This window comes from Pseudoalteromonas sp. S1608, assembly GCF_005887265.1.
In the GTDB taxonomy this organism is placed as follows: domain Bacteria; phylum Pseudomonadota; class Gammaproteobacteria; order Enterobacterales; family Alteromonadaceae; genus Pseudoalteromonas; species Pseudoalteromonas undina.
The window spans coordinates 32,315-50,124 of the sequence record NZ_PNDK01000025.1 but is presented as its reverse complement, the minus strand read 5'-3'; the positions used below and the strand labels follow the sequence as shown (position 1 = coordinate 50,124).

The following is a 17,810-nucleotide window of genomic DNA, read 5'->3' as shown; positions in this document are numbered from 1 at the left end:
ACACCACAAAGTAGGCCTTGTGGTGTTTGTGTTTACGCGCTATTTTTTCATTTTCGCATTTGCAAAGGCATCAGCAAACGCATTTCCCATCATGGCATTGCCTGTGTCGCGCTTAGGTTTGGGCGCTCGCGATTGGTTTGCATTGTTGCCACGTGGCTTTTGCACCGCCGCAGGGGCAGCTTTATTGCTAGTGTCTATCTCGTCATCTAGGCGCATGGTAAAGCTAATGCGTTTACGTGCAGCGTCAACTTCAACCACTTTCACTTTAACAATGTCACCAGCTTTAACTACTTCTCGTGGGTCTGAAATAAACTTATTAGTAATAGCCGAAATATGCACTAGTCCATCTTGATGTACGCCAACATCCACAAATGCGCCAAAATTAGCTACGTTCGATACCACGCCTTCTAAAATCATTCCTGGTTTTAAATCACTAATTTTTTCAACGCCTGCTTTAAACTCAGCAGTTTTAAATTCAGGGCGCGGATCGCGACCCGGCTTATCAAGTTCGCTAATAATATCGGTCACGGTAGGCAGACCAAATTTATCGTCAATATAGTCATTTGCAGCGAGCTTATTTAAAAACTCTTTGTTACCAATGAGGCTATTTACGTCTACCTGATTGTGCTCACAAATACGCTTAACGATAGGGTATGCTTCAGGGTGAACTGATGAGTTGTCTAGTGGATCGCTGCCATTATTAATGCGTAAAAAGCCGGCTGCTTGTTCAAATGCTTTTGGCCCTAAGCGCTCTACTTTTTTCAACTGACTACGTTTTGTAAATGACCCATTTGTATCACGGTAGCTTACAATATTTTGCGCTAAGGTTTTGTTTAAACCAGAAACACGTGCAAGCAAAGGTACAGAGGCCATATTTAAATCAACACCCACACTGTTTACACAGTCTTCTACCACTGAGATTAGACTTTGTCCTAGTTGGCTTTGTGATACATCATGTTGATATTGGCCTACACCAATAGACTTAGGCTCTATTTTAACCAGCTCAGCCAATGGATCTTGAAGGCGACGTGCAATAGATACGGCACCACGTAAAGATACATCTAAATTTGGAAATTCATTAGCAGCGAACTCAGAAGCGGAGTAAACCGAAGCGCCGGCCTCACTGACCATGATTTTATTTAGTTTAAGCTCAGTATTGGCTTTGATAAGCTCGCCAACTAGTTTATCTGATTCGCGAGAAGCGGTACCGTTACCAATCGCAATGAGCTCAACTTTATGCTGGCGACATAATTGCTCGAGCGTGCGTAATGATTTATCCCAATGATTTTGTGGTGCATGTGGGAAAATCGTTTGGGTAGCAAGCAGCTTACCTGTGCTATCAACCACGGCAATTTTACAACCGGTACGTAAACCAGGATCTAAGCCTAACGTAGTGCGAGGGCCAGCAGGGGCTGCCATTAATAAGTCTTTTAAGTTTTTAGCAAATACATCAATGGCACCGGTTTCGGCTTTTTCACGCATTGCGGCTAAAAATTCATTTTCTAAATGTAATCCAAGCTTAATTTTCCACGCCCATTGCACTACAGTTAATAACCAAGCGCTGGCAGGTTTGTTTTTAATATCTAGGCGGTAATGATCGCTGATCATTTGTGCACACAATTGCGCTGGGTTTTCAGCGCTCGGCTCAGGATTAATAGTTAACTGTAAAATACCTTCATTACGTGCTCTTAGCATGGCTAATGCACGATGCGAGGGGACTTTTTTTAATGGTTCTTGATGTTCAAAGTAGTCTCGGTATTTAGCTCCCGCTTGTTCTTGACCATCAATAAGTTTACTTTCAATCGCTCCATTTTGACTAATATGACTTCTAAATTTAGCGAGTAATTTAGCGTCTTCAGCAAAGCGCTCCATCAAAATAAACTTAGCACCATCAAGCGCTGCTTTAGTATCGATAATCGCTTTTTCGGCATTAATAAATTTTGCAGCCTCAGCGTCTGGGTCAAGCATTGGATCGTTAAATAATGCATCAGCTAGCGGTTCTAAACCGGCTTCAATAGCTATTTGACCTTTAGTGCGGCGCTTTGCTTTATAAGGCAAATATAAGTCTTCTAGTTCGGTTTTACTTTGTGCAGCTTTAATATCAGCCGCTAATTCAGCACTAAGCTTATTTTGTGATTCTATCGTCGACAGGATAAAACCACGACGCTCTTCAAGTTCACGTAAATAAGATAAACGTTGTTCTAGAAGGCGTAGTTGGGTGTCATCTAATCCACCGGTCACTTCTTTTCTGTAACGGGCAATAAAGGGGACGGTTGCGCCTTCATCAAGTAACTTTGTTGCTGCAACCACTTGTTGCTGCTGTGCATTTAGCTCCGTTGCTAAACGTGCAGAGATATCGCTCATGCAAAAACCTTTTAATACAAAAAATAAGACCAGCTAAAAAGTTAACTGATGCGTCAATGTCTTGAATAATATCACAGGGGAGGGTAATAAAAAGCTCTTAAAGCAAGCTATTTTACTTGCTTTAAGATGCCATTGCTGGGGCAATAAAAAGCGGATTTAGTGAGGGTGCTCTACACTTTCGAGTACTTCACTAAATGTGTGCGCTATTGGGCTAATATGAACAGGAATTTGCAGCTTACGTGCTATATCGCGTGCTGAAATTAAACCACTTATTTCATTATTAGCCGCAGTAACTAATATAAACATAGCGCCATGATGCTCCATAGTTTGCAGTGCATCACCGATACATGAATAGCTTAAGCTTTTCATACTTACACCCATTAAGTTACTCAGCGGTGTCATTAAATAGCGTAAGCTAATTTCACTACGAGGCAAGCCTAAACGCTGCGATAAAATCATGATTTTTGAGCTTTGTAAATCTGCACTTGCGACAATACCAATTAGCTTTTGATGCTCATCAGTTACTAAAATAAAATCAGAAGGCTGAGTATTTAGTTGTTTTGATGCTTGTTCAATGGTTGTATCAAACGCTGCGCGCATAGGACTTGTTTGAGTAAAGCTAGTTACTATACGTGTTGCTGGAGAGGTTAAATCAATCACAGCCTCATTAGTAAAAGTATCAGCAATAGTGCCATGAGAAATATCTTGGGTACGGAGTTCTTTAAAGTTAGACATAATATCCACCTAAATAAATAGTTATACAAATTTAATAATGTTTAAAAGCAAGTTATTAAATTAAATAACGGGTGGCGCTCGCGGGTTTGCATGACTGTAGGCAGTGGCTAAAAATCGACTTTCATAATGAAAGAAAAACGCTAAAGGAAGTGGTTGGATTTCTCTAAGCGCAATAACACCAACATGAGAATCTAAATCGGTGTCGAGGTTTGCTTGGTCAGGGGAGTCACAAACAATAAATTCAGCTGGAGCAAAACCAGCATCAAGTTTGTTATTTTTAGGTGCGCCATGTAATGTCAAACTCACACTCATAAAGAGTGCAAACACGAGGGCATTTTGTAATATGCGCGCTGTTATGTTTGACATAATGGTGACCTTAATTAACTACTCTCAAGTTAATACAACATTACTTGAGTAACTTTAGTTATAGCTTACTCAGATAATATAAACAATAAAAAGTTAATATGATCTGAATCAAAACTAAGCGCTGTCATTTTTGATAGGTAATGTTATTTACGTACCACTGCTTAGCACCTTGCGGAGTCATGACCTCAAAATCATCATCTACTTGTTTTTTTAATAGCGCTCGAGCCATTGGTGAATCGATAGAAATATAGTCGTTGCGATCATAAATTTCATCGGGGCCGACAATTCTAAAATTTTTACACTCACCGGCCTCGTTTTCTATTTCTACCCACGCTCCAAAAAAAACTTTGCCGTCTTGTACGGGTGAGTAGTCAACAATTTTTAAATCGGGGATGCGTTTTCGTAAATAGCGAACACGACGGTCAATTTGACGTAGTAAACGTTTGTTGTACTGATAGTCTGCGTTTTCAGAGCGATCACCTAGGCTAGCAGCCCAACTCACAATTTTAGTCACTTCTGGACGTTTTTCATTCCAAAGATGATCATGTTCTTGCTGCAATTGTAAATAACCTTCGCGAGTAATTAAGTTTGTTTTCACGCTGAGTTCTTGTTTAATCTTCATGAGTGGCAAGGTATTAAAATAAAGGCAGCTTGTCGAGATAAAATAGCTATCAATGAATTTGAAATGTTCAGTAACAATCTAAGCACTTAATTAGTTTTTTATTATTAAGTTTTTCATTTATATTAACGATTAATAAATTATAAAAATAAGCAACAGATTATGGGACAAGAGACAGTAAAAGTATTGGTGGTTGATGACGATAAACGTTTGCGTAGTTTGCTGGAACGTTATTTGGTAGAGCAAGGGTTTATTGTCAGAACAGCTGCTGATTCAGAGCAAATGGATAGACTAATTGAGCGTGAAAACTTTCACCTAATGGTGCTTGATTTAATGCTGCCCGGCGAAGATGGGCTTTCTATTTGTAGACGTTTACGCCAAAAAGAAAACCAAATTCCTATTGTTATGCTGACCGCCAAAGGTGATGAAGTAGACCGCATTATAGGCCTAGAACTCGGCGCTGACGACTATATTCCGAAACCGTTTAACCCTCGCGAGCTATTAGCACGTATAAAAGCTATTTTACGTCGCCAATCAAAAGAAGTACCAGGGGCGCCTTCAGCGCAGGAGAACTTAATTGCGTTTGGTAAATTTACCCTAAATTTAGCCACCCGCGAAATGAGTGAAGGCGATAACACGGTGTCACTCACTAGTGGTGAATTTGCGGTGCTAAAAGCGTTAGTGTCTCATCCGCGTGAGCCATTAAGTCGTGATAAATTAATGAACTTAGCTAGAGGGCGAGACTACAGTGCGCTTGAGCGCAGTATTGATGTTCAAGTATCACGTCTTCGTAGAATGATCGAAGTCGATGCCGCTAACCCACGCTATATTCAAACGGTATGGGGTTTAGGTTATGTATTTGTTCCTGACGGTGAAAAGTAATCATTATGGGAATGTTTCCGCGTAGTGCGTTTGGACAAACCGTATTTTTGGTTGCCGCTTTGCTGCTTATTAACCAAATAGTTTCCTACGTCACGGTAAGTTTATATGTAGTTAAACCCACCATTGAACAAGTTAATTTAATGCTGGCTAAGCAAATTAAAACCGTGTTTATTGATTGGGAAGATGGCGTTGAAGTCACCGATGAAGTCTCTGAGAAGTTTTTTGAAATAACCGGCATTGAAGTAATGACTCAGCGTGAAGCTATGCGTAATGGTTTAGGCCAAAGTCGTGAGTATTCTGGGCTATCGCGTAGTATGTCTGAGCAATTAAATGGCTTTTCTCGGGTGCGCATTAGTCAAACTGATCCGCTTATTTATTGGGTAGAAGCCCCGCAGGCGCCGGGTTATTGGGTCAAAGTGCCGCTCACCGGATTTAAAGAAAGTAACCTTGAGTTTTTAACCTTTTATCTTTCTAGTATCGGCTTTTTAAGTGTACTAGGAGGTTGGTTATTTGCCAGGCATTTGAACCGACCACTAAAAGCATTACAACAAGCTGCGATAAAAGTAGGGGTAGGCGACTTTAGTACCAAGTTACAAGAGCAAGGGTCGAGTGAGGTTATTGAGGTAACGCGCGCCTTTAATCAAATGTCGCGAGGTATTGCTGCCCTTGAAAACGACCGTCGATTACTTATGGCCGGTGTTTCTCATGATTTACGCACACCGCTTACGCGTATTCGTTTAGCCACAGAAATGATGGTTGATGAAGATGATTATTTACGTGAAGGCATTATTTACGATATTGAAGATATGAATGGCATTATCGATCAATTTATCGAATATTTACGCCATCATAAACGTGAAGAACAAACCTGCGAAGATATTAATGCGCTCCTTGGTGAAGTCGTACAAAGTGAGCTTAAGCATCAACGTGCGATCACGTTTAAACCGAATCCTAATATTGGAAAAATTCCCATAAGTAGTGTCGCGATTAAGCGAGTAGTGACCAATATGATAGAAAATGCACTACGCTACTCAGAGGGTGATATTGAAGTACTCAGTTATTTTAATTCCAATAAAAAATATGTGGTTATTGCGGTTAACGATAGTGGTCCGGGTATTCCTGAAAGCGAGTTGGAGTCTGTGTTTGAACCGTTTAAACAAGGTGATGCAGCTCGCGGTAGTGAAGGTAGCGGCCTAGGCCTTGCAATTATTAAGCGTATTATCGATATGCATGGCGGCAAGGTGGTGCTCTCTAATCGCCCTGAAGGTGGTTTAAGTGCGCAAATATACCTACCAATAAAGGTTACTAATCCAAGCTAATAACGCTATCTGCATGGTTGCAGATAGCGTTAATTTATTATCTAGAGTTCAGATTAACTACTAGAGGGCTTTAAAACGAATGGCTGTACCGCCACTGGTGGCCAATTTTAATGTTAGCTTATCGCTTGCGGTAACAGTGCGTTTTTCAATGCTTAAATCATAAGGATTGTTCTTCCATTCAGCGTTTTTACCGTCTTGGTAGATTTGCGCTTCAAACTGTTTATCTTTATCTAAAAAGTCGAGTTTAATCTCAATGGTGCGGGCATTTTCGTCGGTAACTGCACCTAAGTACCAATCGTTCCCTGAATAGTTATCGCGCTTGCGCTCTTTGCGTGCAAATACAATAAAATCGCCTACTTCGCCATCAAGCGCAATACTTTGCTGCCAATCGGTCGGTACGTCTTGAATGAACTGAAAAGCATCGGGTTTAGCTAAATAATTCCGTGGTAAATCGGCCGCCATTTGAATTGGGCTGTACATTACTACATACAATGCTAATTGCTTTGCTAGTGTTGTTTGTGGGCGATTTGTATCGCCCCCTAAGCCATTAAAGCTCATATCAAAAATACCAGGGGTAAAGTCCATTGGTCCTGCCAGCATACGCGTAAAGGCAAGCATGGGAATGTGTTCTGGTGGATTGGGTGGTGTGCCCCATGCGTTAAACTCTTGACCACGCGCACCTTCACGGGCAATCCAGTTAGGGTAAGTGCGGCGCAGACCCGTGTCTTTTATTGGTTCATGCGTGTTGATGCTTAGCTTGTATTTAGCGGCAAGTTTAATGTTATGTAAGTATTCATTTACCATAAATTGGCCGTCATGCCATTCAAAGCGGGCAATGCCGTTTTCATCTATGCGTTTTATATTGCCACCATCGGCCACATAACCAGTTTTTATTTGGCTTACATTTGATTTTTCGTAAAGCGCAAGAGCATCTTCCATTTGGTCGCGATAATTACTAACATTGCCAGAGGTTTCATGATGACCAATTAACTGCACCCCTTTTTCTTTACCGTACTGTGTAAGCGCTGCAATATCGAAATCGTCATAAGGCTGAGTAAAGCTAAATACATCACCATTATAAAACCAGTCGCCATCCCAACCTGTGTTCCAACCTTCAACTAATACGCCGTCAAAGCCATACTCAGCGGCAAAGTCCATATAGTATTTAGTATTTTTTGTGGTGGCACCGTGTTTTTCTCCACTGCCCCAAGTTGTTTCATTGATGTGCATTCCCCACCAAATACCTACATATTTACCTGGTTTAACCCACGACACATCACCGAGTTTATTTGGCTCATTCAGGTTTAAAATAATATCTGAATTAACTAAGTCTATCGCTCGCTCACCTATTTGAATGGTGCGCCAAGGAGTATTGAATGCGCCGCGCTTCTTAACCGCAATGCCATCAGACCACGGTGTTAAATCGGCACTAAACGTACCTGGGCGACGCTGGTTAAGCACCATCCCTGCATAATCTACCAGAGCTGCTTCATGAATGCTGACATGTACACCGTTACCATTTTTAAAGGTAAAAGGGGTATGAACAAGTGCAGCATCTTGTAAGTCTGTAGTGTTATAGACATATTCATAACGGTTCCAACCGCGAGCAGGTATCCACCATGCGGTGGTTTTATCTTTTGCGGCAATAGCAAATTCGGTCAGTTCTTTAGTAATTTCAGTTTTTTCAAAATCGGCTTGCTTAGGGACTTCATAGCGAAAACCTACACCACTATCAAAGGCTTTAAATCGTACAGTGTATGTGCCAGCGTGGGGCGCAGGTTTATTGAAGGTAACAGCAATTTCATTGTGCTTATCAACAACGGTTTGACGCTCTCCCCAAGGTTGCTGCCATTGGCTATCGGTTTGTGAACGAGTTACTTCACTAATAACAAAGCCGTCATCAAATGGTGCTTGGCTTTTAAACCTAAAACCTAAGCGTGACTGCTCAATAACAGGCTTACCATTAAAGCTAATAGAGTAATGAGGGGATGATGATTGATCAGAAATGGTAATTTTAATTTTTTGATCAGGTGATTTCAGCGTGGCTTCTTTTGCAAAAGCACTGCTTGCAAGTAAAGCAACTAGTAGTAAAGGTAATCTCATTGTGTGTCCTTGATGTCAAACCGTAGGTTATGAGCATAAAGTGATGAACACACTATTACGAGATAGCTGCATACGTATTCAATTAATTAGCTAAAAAAGAGTGTGTTAATTAATCTGCAAAACTTTATGTAATTAGTTCTATAATAAATAAAAAGAATTTAACAAGAAGAAAATATGCTGAAAATTTTACTCGCTATTTTAGGTTGTATCATTGTTTTTAAGAGTAGTGCAGCAACGGTTACTGTTTATAATAACAACCAAAAAGTTCAAGAAAATGTTGTTGTTTGGTTAGCTCCAGATCAAGCCTCTGGCGTGAATATAAATAAATCACTTTTCACTATGACACAAAAAAATCGCCAATTTACACCACATATCTTAGTCGTTGAAAAAAACAGCCAAGTTGAATTTCCTAACGCTGACTCGATAATGCATCACGTGTATTCATTTTCTAAAAGCAAAACATTTGAATTAAAGCTTTATCGAGAACAACCACAAGATCCAATTACATTTGAACAAACAGGAGTTGTGGAGCTTGGTTGTAATATTCATGATTGGATGTTGGGTTACATTGTTGTTGTGGATAGCCCATATTATGCAATCACCAATGAGCAAGGAGTAGCATCGTTCGATATCCCAAATGGAGCCTATAAACTAAATGTTTGGCATGAAGGCTTTAGAGATATTAGCAACATAGAGTCGCAAAAAGTTGTTATAACTAACAATAAATTAAGTTATCAGTTAAAACAAAAACTAACTTTGCCTATTAGGGTTGAAGTTGATGAGTTTGACGATTATGAATAGTCTATTTGGCTTAGCCGTTGTTATTTGCTTGTTGAGTGTTTTTTCAGCCAACGCACAAGTTAAAGGTTTGCTGCAAGTAAGGGCAGTGCAAGCTGATTCACAACTAAGCTGGCAAGAGGGTGGAATTGGTTTATATCGCCATGATGCGGCTAATCAAGGTGTGGTTTTATCACAGGGAATTATTGATTTAAGTGCAGATATAAGTTCTAGTTGGTCTGCCCATGCTGTAGTTAATTTATATCAAGATCCAAAAAGTACCTTGGGGGTTAGTCAGGCTTATCTGCAATATAAACCTTTAGTTCGCAGTGATTATAAATGGCATATTAAAGTGGGTGGCTTTTATCCACAATTGTCATTAGAAAACCCTGATATGGGCTGGTTATCTGCATATAACTATACCAATTCGGCAATTAACTCTTGGGTAGGTGAAGAGCTGCGAACGCTAGGTGTTGAAGCAACAATTAAACGCCCAGCCCGTAATTTTAATAGTGCCCATAGTTTTAGTTTGGTTGGTGCGACATTTAAAGGTAACGATCCTGCGGGGACATTACTCGCTTGGCGAGGCTTTGCTTTGCATGATCGCCAAACAACACTTAATGAGGCTCTCGCTTTTGCGCCTGTTGCGTCTTTAAATACTCCACAGTTACAATTTCAAGCAAACCAAGTTTTACCGTTTGAAGAGGTCGATGGGCGATTTGGTTATTACGTTGGTGGACATTGGGATTATTTAAAAAAGTCTCAGTTGCGAGTGTACTACTATGATAACAATGGTGACCCTGGCGCTCTTAATTATAATACGGGTCAATATGCCTGGGATACTCGATTTTTAAGTGTCGCATGGCTAAATAAAATTACACCGAAAACACGATTAATTATCCAAATAATGTCGGGTGGTACGGCTATGGGTCAAAACCGCGGCGTTGATACTCGATTTTATAGTCATTTTGCATTATTGAGTCATAAAATAAAACGCCACCGTTTCTCAGTACGTTACGATTATTTTGAGGTGACAGACAAAGACGATTGGAAGTTTGACCCTAATGCTAGTCATGGCGAGGGACTAACAGCAACTTGGCGTTATCAGCTTACACCACAATGGCAAATAGGTGTTGAGGGGTCAGCGCTTCATAGCCAAGCAGATAACCGAGTAGCTATGAATAAAGCATTGAGAATATCGCAGCAGCAAATAGCATTAAATGCTCAGTTTCGGTTTTAGTTGGAAGAATAACAAATTGAAACAGATAAGGGCTCTTGTGAGCCCAACTTTGTATTTATGGCTTTTTATTTTTTGTCAAAAGCGCGTTTCATGTAATTAGGTGTTGCGAGTGCACCGTGATGAATGCCGCCATTGTAGTATTCACTATGCTCAGCAATTATGGCTGCGCCGTCTTCTCTAAAACCGTTAAATGCTTCAGATTTGCGAGCTAGCGTCACCGACCACAACCCACTTGGATAAATAGGTTGTGGGAATGGAAGAGTCTGCAAGTCGTTAAAACCAACACTTAGCATAGCTTCGCGCATTTCAACCAGAAGTGGCATATGCATTAATGGCGATTCGCTTTGTTGTACGAGTATTCCACCAGGGCGAAGTGCGTTTAAACAGCTAGTATAAAACGCATGGTTAAATAAACCCTCACCAGGGCCTACCGGATCAGTTCCATCAACAATCACCACATCAATAGAATCACCAGCTGCTTCGCGCATATATTTAATGCCATCGTCAAACATCACAGTGGCACGTGGATCGTTATTTGATTCACATAACTCTGGGAAGTACTTTAACGACATTTGGGTAACTACTTCGTCAATATCGATTTGGGTTACAGTTTCTACACTTGGGTGCTTAAGCACTTCACGTAATGTACCGCAATCGCCGCCGCCAATAATAACCACATTTTTAGGGTTTGGGTGTGCTAGTAATGCTGGGTGGCTGATCATTTCATGATAAAAAAAGTTTTCACGGCTACTCACCATAGTGCAACCATCAATGATCATTAAATTACCAAAGTCTGTGGTTTCAAACATTTCTACTTTTTGAAAAGGAGACTGTTTTTCATCTAACTTTTTGTTAATACGTAATGAAAATGCGCTGCCATCGCGGTCGCTAATTTCAGTAAACCACTTACTTTGATCTAAATTTGCCATAGTTGTTGTTACACTTTTGGTTGAGTATGAAAAAAGGAGGCAATTCTGCCAGTGCTTGCGCTATTGCTCAATCAAATTTTACGCTCTTTAGCGAATAAAGTTAGCTATAAAGAGGGGAAAGTTCAATTTTTGTTAGCTTAGCAGATAGTGACGTATTAAAATGCCCCTTTACACCTAATTTAATAAAGAAGAGTTGCCATGACTTGGGGTTTAGAAACAGCACGTGCTACATACAATGTTGCTCATTGGAGCGATGGTTATTTTGATATTAACGCACAAGGTGAATTGATAGCCTATCCGGATGGCGACCAAACAAAACCTGCCATTTCTTTAAGTCAGCTTACTGAGCAATTTAAACAGCAAGGATTAACCTTACCAGTATTGGTGCGCTTTACCGATATTTTAAAAAACCGTGTAGATACGCTCACCAATGCGTTTACTCAAGCGCGCACTAACCGTGAATATAATGGTAAATACACCTGTGTTTACCCTATAAAAGTAAATCAACAGCGTTCTGTAGTAAGTAAGCTTTTAGCACACCCAAGTGGTTTAGTGGGGCTTGAAGCCGGTTCTAAACCTGAACTAATGGCAATTTTAGGTGTAGCAAAAGAGCCTATTACAATTGTATGTAACGGCTACAAAGACAGTGAGTTTTTACGTTTAGCCTGTATTGGTCAAGCAATGGGGCACAGCGTTAAAATTGTGGTTGAAAAACTCTCTGAGCTAACCACACTGCTGGAAGAAATTGATAATTTAGGTATTGAGCCTGCTATTGGTATTCGCATTCGCTTAAATTCGGTTGGTAAAGGTAAATGGCAAAATACCGGTGGTGAAAAAGGTAAGTTTGGCTTAACTGCAGGACAAGTACTCAGTGCAGTGGAAGTGCTCAAGCAACATAACAAGTTGCATTTAATGCAGATGGTACATTTTCATATTGGTTCTCAAATTGCCAATATTCGCGATATTCATCGTGCTTTGCGCGAGTGTGCTCGCCATTTTGCTGAATTAACTCAATACGGTGTACCGCTCAATACTGTTGATGTGGGTGGCGGGCTTGGCGTTGACTACGAAGGTTCAGGCTCACGTAGTGCTTGCTCAATGAACTACACAGTCGAAGAATATGCGCGTAATGTAGTAAATGCATTTGCCGAGGTGTGCGACCAACATAACTTAGCTCACCCTGCAATTATTACCGAATCTGGCCGTGCTCTTACTGCACATCATGCGGTGCTTATTACCGATGTGATTGATGTTGAAAAAGCGCCAAATCATTTAAACCCAGAACCACCTGTTAAAAACAGTGCCTTAGTATTGGATGAAATGTGGCAGTGTTTACAACGTTTGAACCCGCGTATGGCATTAGAGATTTATCATGATGCAATGCACTTATTTAGTGAAGCACACGATCAATACGTACATGGTTTAGTGAGCATGCTAGAGTGGGCGAAAATAGAGCAGCTTTACTTTACTATTTTACATCGCGTTCGAGCTTCATTAAGCTCTAATGCACGAGCTCACCGCGAAGTGCTGGATGATTTAAACGAAAAACTAGCCGATAAACTGTTTGTGAATTTTTCATTATTTCAGTCGTTACCCGATGTGTGGGGCATTCAGCAGTTATTTCCGGTTATGCCCATCGAAAACCTAACGCAGCCGCTTACTCAGCGCGCTATTATCCAAGACATTACTTGTGATTCTGACGGGCAAATACGTGAGTACGTTGAAGGTGCAGGAATTGAAACCAGTTTACCTATTCCTGAATATACACAAGGTCAGCAGTATCATATTGCGATGTTTATGGTAGGGGCATACCAAGAGATTTTAGGTGACTTACATAACCTATTTGGTGATACCGATTCAGTTCATGTTGAGCTTAATGAGCAAGGATATGTATTAACCAATGCCATTAAAGGTGACAGCGTTAAGGATGTATTAAAATTTGTTGATTATGATAGCGAATTATTAGCTGATAACTTTGCCACTCAGATTAATAAACTTGATGTATCAGAGCACTGTAAAGAAGGTTACTTAGCCGAGCTTAATGCAGGGCTTGAAGGCTACACCTATTTTGAAGATTAATTTAGTTGCATAGTTAAGCGCGGTCATTTGTGGTTGCGCGATGTTTAAAGGAATAGAAGTAATGTCAGTTATTCGCAGTGTATTTAGTATTTTCTTTTACACAATAAACACTCTTTTTTGGTTTGTGCCTATTTTTATTTGTGGCATCGTTAAGCTAATCCCAATTAAGGGACTTCAAAAATTAATGAGCTGGACAGCCAAGCAATGTGCCTCTATTTGGGTGACGTTTAACACGCTAAATCAAACGTTATTAACGCCAACAAAGCTAAATGTAACCGGTCTAGAAGAGCTAAAATTGAAAGATTGGTACCTAGTTATCGCGAACCACCAAAGCTGGGTGGATATTTTAGTGTTACAACGAGTGTTTAACCGCAAAATACCTTTTTTAAACTTCTTTTTGAAAAAAGAGTTAATTTACGTGCCTGTTTTAGGTTTATGTTGGTGGGCGCTCGACTTCCCTTTTATGACCCGCACCAGTAAAAGCCAATTAAAAAAGAACCCCAAGTTGCGTGGTAAAGATCTAGAAACTACCCGTAAAGCGTGTGAAAAATTTAAAGAAATGCCGGTTAGTGTGGTTAACTTTGTTGAAGGTACGCGTTTTACAGCGCAAAAGCATGCGCGCCAAAATAGCCCGTTTCCTCACTTACTTAAACCGAAAGCGGGTGGTGTGGCGTTTGTAATGCAAGCTATGGGTGAGCAAATTTCTAAGGTGGTAAATGTCACTATTCATTACCCTGAGGGCATTCCTACTTTTATGGATTTTGCAGCCGGTAAAGTAAAACACATTGATGTACATGTTGAAGTAAAAGGCGTTAGTGACGACTTAATTGGTGATTACACTAATGATCCGGACTTTAGAGTCCGTTTTCAAACGGAATTAAATCGCGTGTGGGAAGAAAAAAACCAGACGCTCGTTAATTTAAAACAAAAATAAAAAATGAGCTGACAGTTATGCTAAAAAAATGGTTACCTAATTGGTTAAATGGCTTAATTGTTGGCTGTGTTTTATTTGCTAATTTAATAATATTTGGCGCATTAGTACTTATCCTAGGGTTAGTTAAATTGGTTTTGCCCATACCCGTAGTAAGTAAATTATTACACGGTGCGTACAAGGGGTGGTGTAAAGGTAACCGCTTAGGACTGTGGCTAGGCTGTAATGATATTAAAGTTAATATTAGTGGGGAAGTAAATGCCAATAGTTGGTATTTGCTAATCAGTAATCATATTAGCTGGCTTGATATTGCGGTATTAAGCTCATTAAATGCATTACCAGCTCCTAAGTTTTTTTTAAAAGATGAGCTTAAGTACGTGCCATTTATAGGCACTGGTGCGTGGGCAATGGGTATGCCCTTTATGAAACGGGTGAGCAAAGCGCAATTGGCTAAAAATCCCAATTTAAAAGGCTTAGATGTCGAGCGCACTAAGCGCAGTTGCCGTAACTTTCGTCATCATCCTACAACCATAGTTAATTTTGTAGAAGGTACACGTTTTACTGCGCAAAAGCATAAGCATCAACAAAGCCCTTTTCAGCATTTATTAAAGCCTAAGGCTGGTGGAACTGCTTTTGCCTTAGAAGTTTTAAACGAGCAATTTGACGCTATGCTTAACACTAGTTTAGTGTATAGCGGTAAGTCAGATCATGTGTGTCGTAATATTTTAAAAGGCGAACTAGAGTCTATTAATATTACAATTGAGGTGATGCCAATAAATACACAGATGATTGGCAGTTACCAAACAGATCACGCATTTAGAGCCGAGTTTCAGCAATATTTAAATAATTTATGGACAAAAAAAGATAAGCAATTAAGCGCTCTTCATATTCAGCAAGCTAGTACTGAATTAACTCCCAGTAAGGAAATTGAAATACCATGACCAAAACACACCTACAGGAGCTAATTACTCCTTGGTTTGAAAAAGTCCCCGATGCTTTTTTTCTCAGTGCAATCACGGCCTCATCCATTGGCATCCTTTCTTTATTATTTGTTTACTTATTTACGCGTCGCTTAATGTTACCGGGTATTCAAAAGGTGGTGACTAAACTCTCGCCTGAGCGTATTGGTTCATTGTCACCTATGTTGACTAAGCTCAATAAACGAGTTGCCTGCTTGCTATGTTGTGTACTTTTTTTAGCCACATTTGACAGTATTTATCCCGTTAATGCAATTGCCCAAGAGATCCTTAAAACCATTGGCCAAGCATTATTAATTATCTATATAGGCTTTATTATTAGCAGCATAGTGAGCATTGCTGGCGCTATTTATAACCAATTAGATTTTGCCCGCGAAGTGCCTATTCAAGGGCTAATTCAAGTGGTTAAGCTGATCACCTTTATTGTGTGTTCAATATTAATTGTTAGTATTGTGCTTGAAAAATCGCCGACTTATATTCTCTCTGGTTTTGGTGCGATCGCCGCTGTTACTTTATTAGTATTTAAAGACACCATATTAGGTTTTGTCGCCAGCATTCAAATTGCCGCTAATCGTTTAGTGACCTATGGGGACTGGATCCAAGTAGATAACTACGGCGCCGATGGCGAAGTAATTGATTTAGGACTTAATACTGTAAAAGTGCGTAACTGGGACAACACCATAACGACTATACCCACTTATATGCTGGTGGCCGGTTCATTTAAAAACTGGCGCGGTATGCAAGAATCTGGTGGGCGACGTATTAAACGTTCTTTAAACATTGATATGAACAGCATCTTTTTAGTTGATGATGACTTTAAAGCGCAAATAGAAGCGGCAATACCACTGCAAGAATATATTCGACTAGGCACACTTCCCGATCCGGTGTCTAACTTAGGGTTATTTCGTCGCTATGCAGAGGGTTACTTAAAACAACACAGTAAAATCAATACCTCGCTCACACTCATGGTGCGTGAACTACAACCGCTTAACCATGGCCTCCCGATTGAGTTTTACTGCTTTAGTGAAGACAAACGTTGGATATCGTACGAGCATTTACAAGCTGAAATTATGGATCATTTACTGGCCGTATTACCGGTGTTTGGACTGCGCGCTTATCAAAGTGTCAGTGGGCAGTTAAGCCCAGCTGACGGGGTGAATATGGCGGGCAAACCTAGTATTAAAGTGCCCAATAATGCTGTCCAAGGCCAGCACCAATAAACAGTAGTAATAGCCACCAAATAGGTGGCTTTTTCATACGTAGCCACGCAAATGCAGCAATCACTAATGCAATATGCCACACACTATTAATAGCTGAAGTCCAAATGGGCGAATACAATGCTGCAGCTAAAAAACCAACCACGGCGGCATTAAGCGCGGCAATTGAGCTGGCAAAGCGGGGCTTACTGGCTAAATTAATCCAGCTTTTCTGAAATGCCAACATCAGTAAAAACCCTGGGGTAAATATCAATAATGTAGCTATAACTGCGCCCATTATTGGCTGCTCGGTATTTAGCTGCGCGCCTAAGTAGGTGGCTATTGTAAACATAGGCCCAGGTATAGCCTGAGCACTGGCGTAAGCCGTTAAAAATTGATCATCACTTAACGTTGGCACACCCGCTTGAAGTACTGGCAACACAACATGCCCGCCACCAAATACCATAGCACCAGCTTGGTAAAAAGGCGCAAATAACGCAAATTCTTGCCCTATTGGAATAAAGCTAACTCCAAGCAGTAGCGCAAATAAACTAAGTGCAACCCAGTTAACTTTCCCCTGATCACTGCTAGTTTGCTGTGATAAATCACTTAATTTTAAGAGTGGCCAGATAGCGCCGACTGCGGCTGCAATAAGTAAAATAATAATTTGTGTACCTAACATCGGCAGTAGAACAAGAGTTAGGGTGCTTATAACTGCAATTAGCTTAAGGATTAGGTTGCTGCAAAAGCTTTTGGCCATACTAAGGGTCGCATCGGCAACAATCACTACAGCAAAGAGCTTCAATCCGGTGATCACAGCAAAATAAACGGCGTCAAATTGGTGAGCACTAATAGCAAGCAGTGTCATTATTAAAAAAGAAGGCAAGGTAAAACCAATAAATGCGGTGATGCCACCGAGTACACCTGCACGCTCTACTCCAATTGCAAAGCTAACCTGACTAGAGCCAGGGCCAGGCAGAGCTTGGCTGAGGCTTATTAGCTGTGAATAGCGACTGATACTTAACCAGCGCAGCGAATCAACAAAGTGATGTTTAAAGTAACCTAAATGGGCGGCAGGGCCGCCAAAACTCATGCAGCCAAGCAAAAAAAACTGCCTAAAAATCGCAATTAACATAGTGGCCATCGCCTTTTTGATAAATCATTAAATTGTCACAAATAAGTATGACATTTTTATGAAGCGCTATCATTGGTCCGTATGAAGTAAGTAATAATATGTGTTTTACGTTACTCTTCATTTTTGGTTCATACAAATGTTTGCATAATTGCAACAAT

General features: G+C 40.4%; 15 protein-coding genes. 8 read left to right on the top strand and 7 right to left on the bottom strand.

Annotated features, from left to right (window positions below; genetic code table 11):
* Window positions 1-39: 39 nt before the first annotated feature.
* The 4 genes from CWB75_RS11575 to greB all read right to left on the bottom strand — a co-directional run bounded on the left by CWB75_RS11575 (window position 40) and on the right by greB (window position 4,063).
* Window positions 40-2,364: a Tex family protein gene (locus tag CWB75_RS11575; RefSeq protein ID WP_138570701.1), complete on the bottom strand. Its 2,325-nt coding sequence runs from the start codon at window positions 2,362-2,364 to the stop codon at window positions 40-42.
* A 156-nt stretch (window positions 2,365-2,520) separates the two neighbouring features.
* Window positions 2,521-3,099 carry a CBS domain-containing protein gene (locus CWB75_RS11570; protein ID WP_010392427.1) on the bottom strand — a complete coding sequence of 193 codons (579 nt, stop codon included), beginning with the start codon at window positions 3,097-3,099 and terminating at the stop codon, window positions 2,521-2,523.
* A 60-nt stretch (window positions 3,100-3,159) separates the two neighbouring features.
* Window positions 3,160-3,465 (bottom strand): hypothetical protein, encoded by a 306-nt coding sequence (locus CWB75_RS11565; RefSeq protein ID WP_010392429.1) that lies wholly within the window; start codon window positions 3,463-3,465, stop codon window positions 3,160-3,162.
* A 124-nt stretch (window positions 3,466-3,589) separates the two neighbouring features.
* Window positions 3,590-4,063, bottom strand: a complete 474-nt coding sequence (greB, locus tag CWB75_RS11560; protein WP_010392431.1) for a transcription elongation factor GreB — start codon at window positions 4,061-4,063, stop codon at window positions 3,590-3,592.
* 183 nt (window positions 4,064-4,246) lie between these two features.
* Here greB and ompR point away from each other — a divergent pair, with 183 nt between their 5' ends.
* Window positions 4,247-4,966: an osmolarity response regulator transcription factor OmpR gene (gene ompR / locus CWB75_RS11555; protein WP_008109519.1), complete on the top strand. Its 720-nt coding sequence runs from the start codon at window positions 4,247-4,249 to the stop codon at window positions 4,964-4,966.
* A 5-nt stretch (window positions 4,967-4,971) separates the two neighbouring features.
* Window positions 4,972-6,285, top strand: a complete 1,314-nt coding sequence (envZ, locus tag CWB75_RS11550; protein WP_054202834.1) for a two-component system sensor histidine kinase EnvZ — start codon at window positions 4,972-4,974, stop codon at window positions 6,283-6,285.
* 60 nt (window positions 6,286-6,345) lie between these two features.
* On the opposite strand, the gene CWB75_RS11545 is transcribed toward envZ, so the two are convergent.
* The gene (locus CWB75_RS11545) at window positions 6,346-8,388 is read right to left on the bottom strand and encodes a glycoside hydrolase family 97 protein (RefSeq protein ID WP_138570700.1); all 2,043 of its coding nucleotides are present in this window, start codon (window positions 8,386-8,388) and stop codon (window positions 6,346-6,348) included.
* 174 nt (window positions 8,389-8,562) lie between these two features.
* Here CWB75_RS11545 and CWB75_RS11540 point away from each other — a divergent pair, with 174 nt between their 5' ends.
* Together CWB75_RS11540 and CWB75_RS11535 are read left to right on the top strand one after the other, a co-directional pair.
* Window positions 8,563-9,189, top strand: coding sequence for a methylamine utilization protein (locus CWB75_RS11540; protein WP_138570699.1), 627 nt, complete (start codon window positions 8,563-8,565; stop codon window positions 9,187-9,189).
* The gene (locus tag CWB75_RS11535) at window positions 9,167-10,405 is read left to right on the top strand and encodes a hypothetical protein (RefSeq protein WP_138570698.1); all 1,239 of its coding nucleotides are present in this window, start codon (window positions 9,167-9,169) and stop codon (window positions 10,403-10,405) included. Before CWB75_RS11540 ends, CWB75_RS11535 begins: the two co-directional genes overlap by 23 nt.
* Window positions 10,406-10,470: 65 nt before the next feature.
* Here the strand turns inward: CWB75_RS11535 and speE are convergent, their stop codons facing one another.
* Complete coding sequence (gene speE, locus CWB75_RS11530; protein ID WP_138570697.1) at window positions 10,471-11,334, bottom strand: polyamine aminopropyltransferase; 864 nt, start codon at window positions 11,332-11,334, stop codon at window positions 10,471-10,473.
* A 198-nt stretch (window positions 11,335-11,532) separates the two neighbouring features.
* Here speE and speA point away from each other — a divergent pair, with 198 nt between their 5' ends.
* The 4 genes from speA (at window position 11,533) to CWB75_RS11510 (ending at window position 16,541) form a co-directional block, all read left to right on the top strand.
* Entirely contained in the window at window positions 11,533-13,413 is a 1,881-nt protein-coding gene (gene speA, locus CWB75_RS11525; protein WP_055012723.1) for a biosynthetic arginine decarboxylase, read from the top strand.
* Between the two features lie 61 nt (window positions 13,414-13,474).
* A complete protein-coding gene (gene yihG / locus CWB75_RS11520; RefSeq protein WP_138570696.1) occupies window positions 13,475-14,347 on the top strand; it encodes a 1-acylglycerol-3-phosphate O-acyltransferase, YihG family in 873 nt (290 codons plus the stop codon).
* Window positions 14,348-14,364: 17 nt separating this feature from the next.
* Entirely contained in the window at window positions 14,365-15,285 is a 921-nt protein-coding gene (gene yihG / locus CWB75_RS11515; RefSeq protein ID WP_138570695.1) for a 1-acylglycerol-3-phosphate O-acyltransferase, YihG family, read from the top strand.
* The gene (locus CWB75_RS11510; protein WP_138570694.1) at window positions 15,282-16,541 is read left to right on the top strand and encodes a mechanosensitive ion channel family protein; all 1,260 of its coding nucleotides are present in this window, start codon (window positions 15,282-15,284) and stop codon (window positions 16,539-16,541) included. The genes yihG (CWB75_RS11515) and CWB75_RS11510 overlap by 4 nt, the downstream gene beginning before the upstream one ends.
* On the opposite strand, the gene chrA is transcribed toward CWB75_RS11510, so the two are convergent.
* On the bottom strand, window positions 16,501-17,652 hold the full coding sequence (gene chrA, locus CWB75_RS11505) for a chromate efflux transporter (RefSeq protein WP_138570693.1): 1,152 nt from the start codon (window positions 17,650-17,652) through the stop codon (window positions 16,501-16,503). The genes CWB75_RS11510 and chrA overlap by 41 nt on opposite strands.
* Window positions 17,653-17,810: the final 158 nt, after the last annotated feature.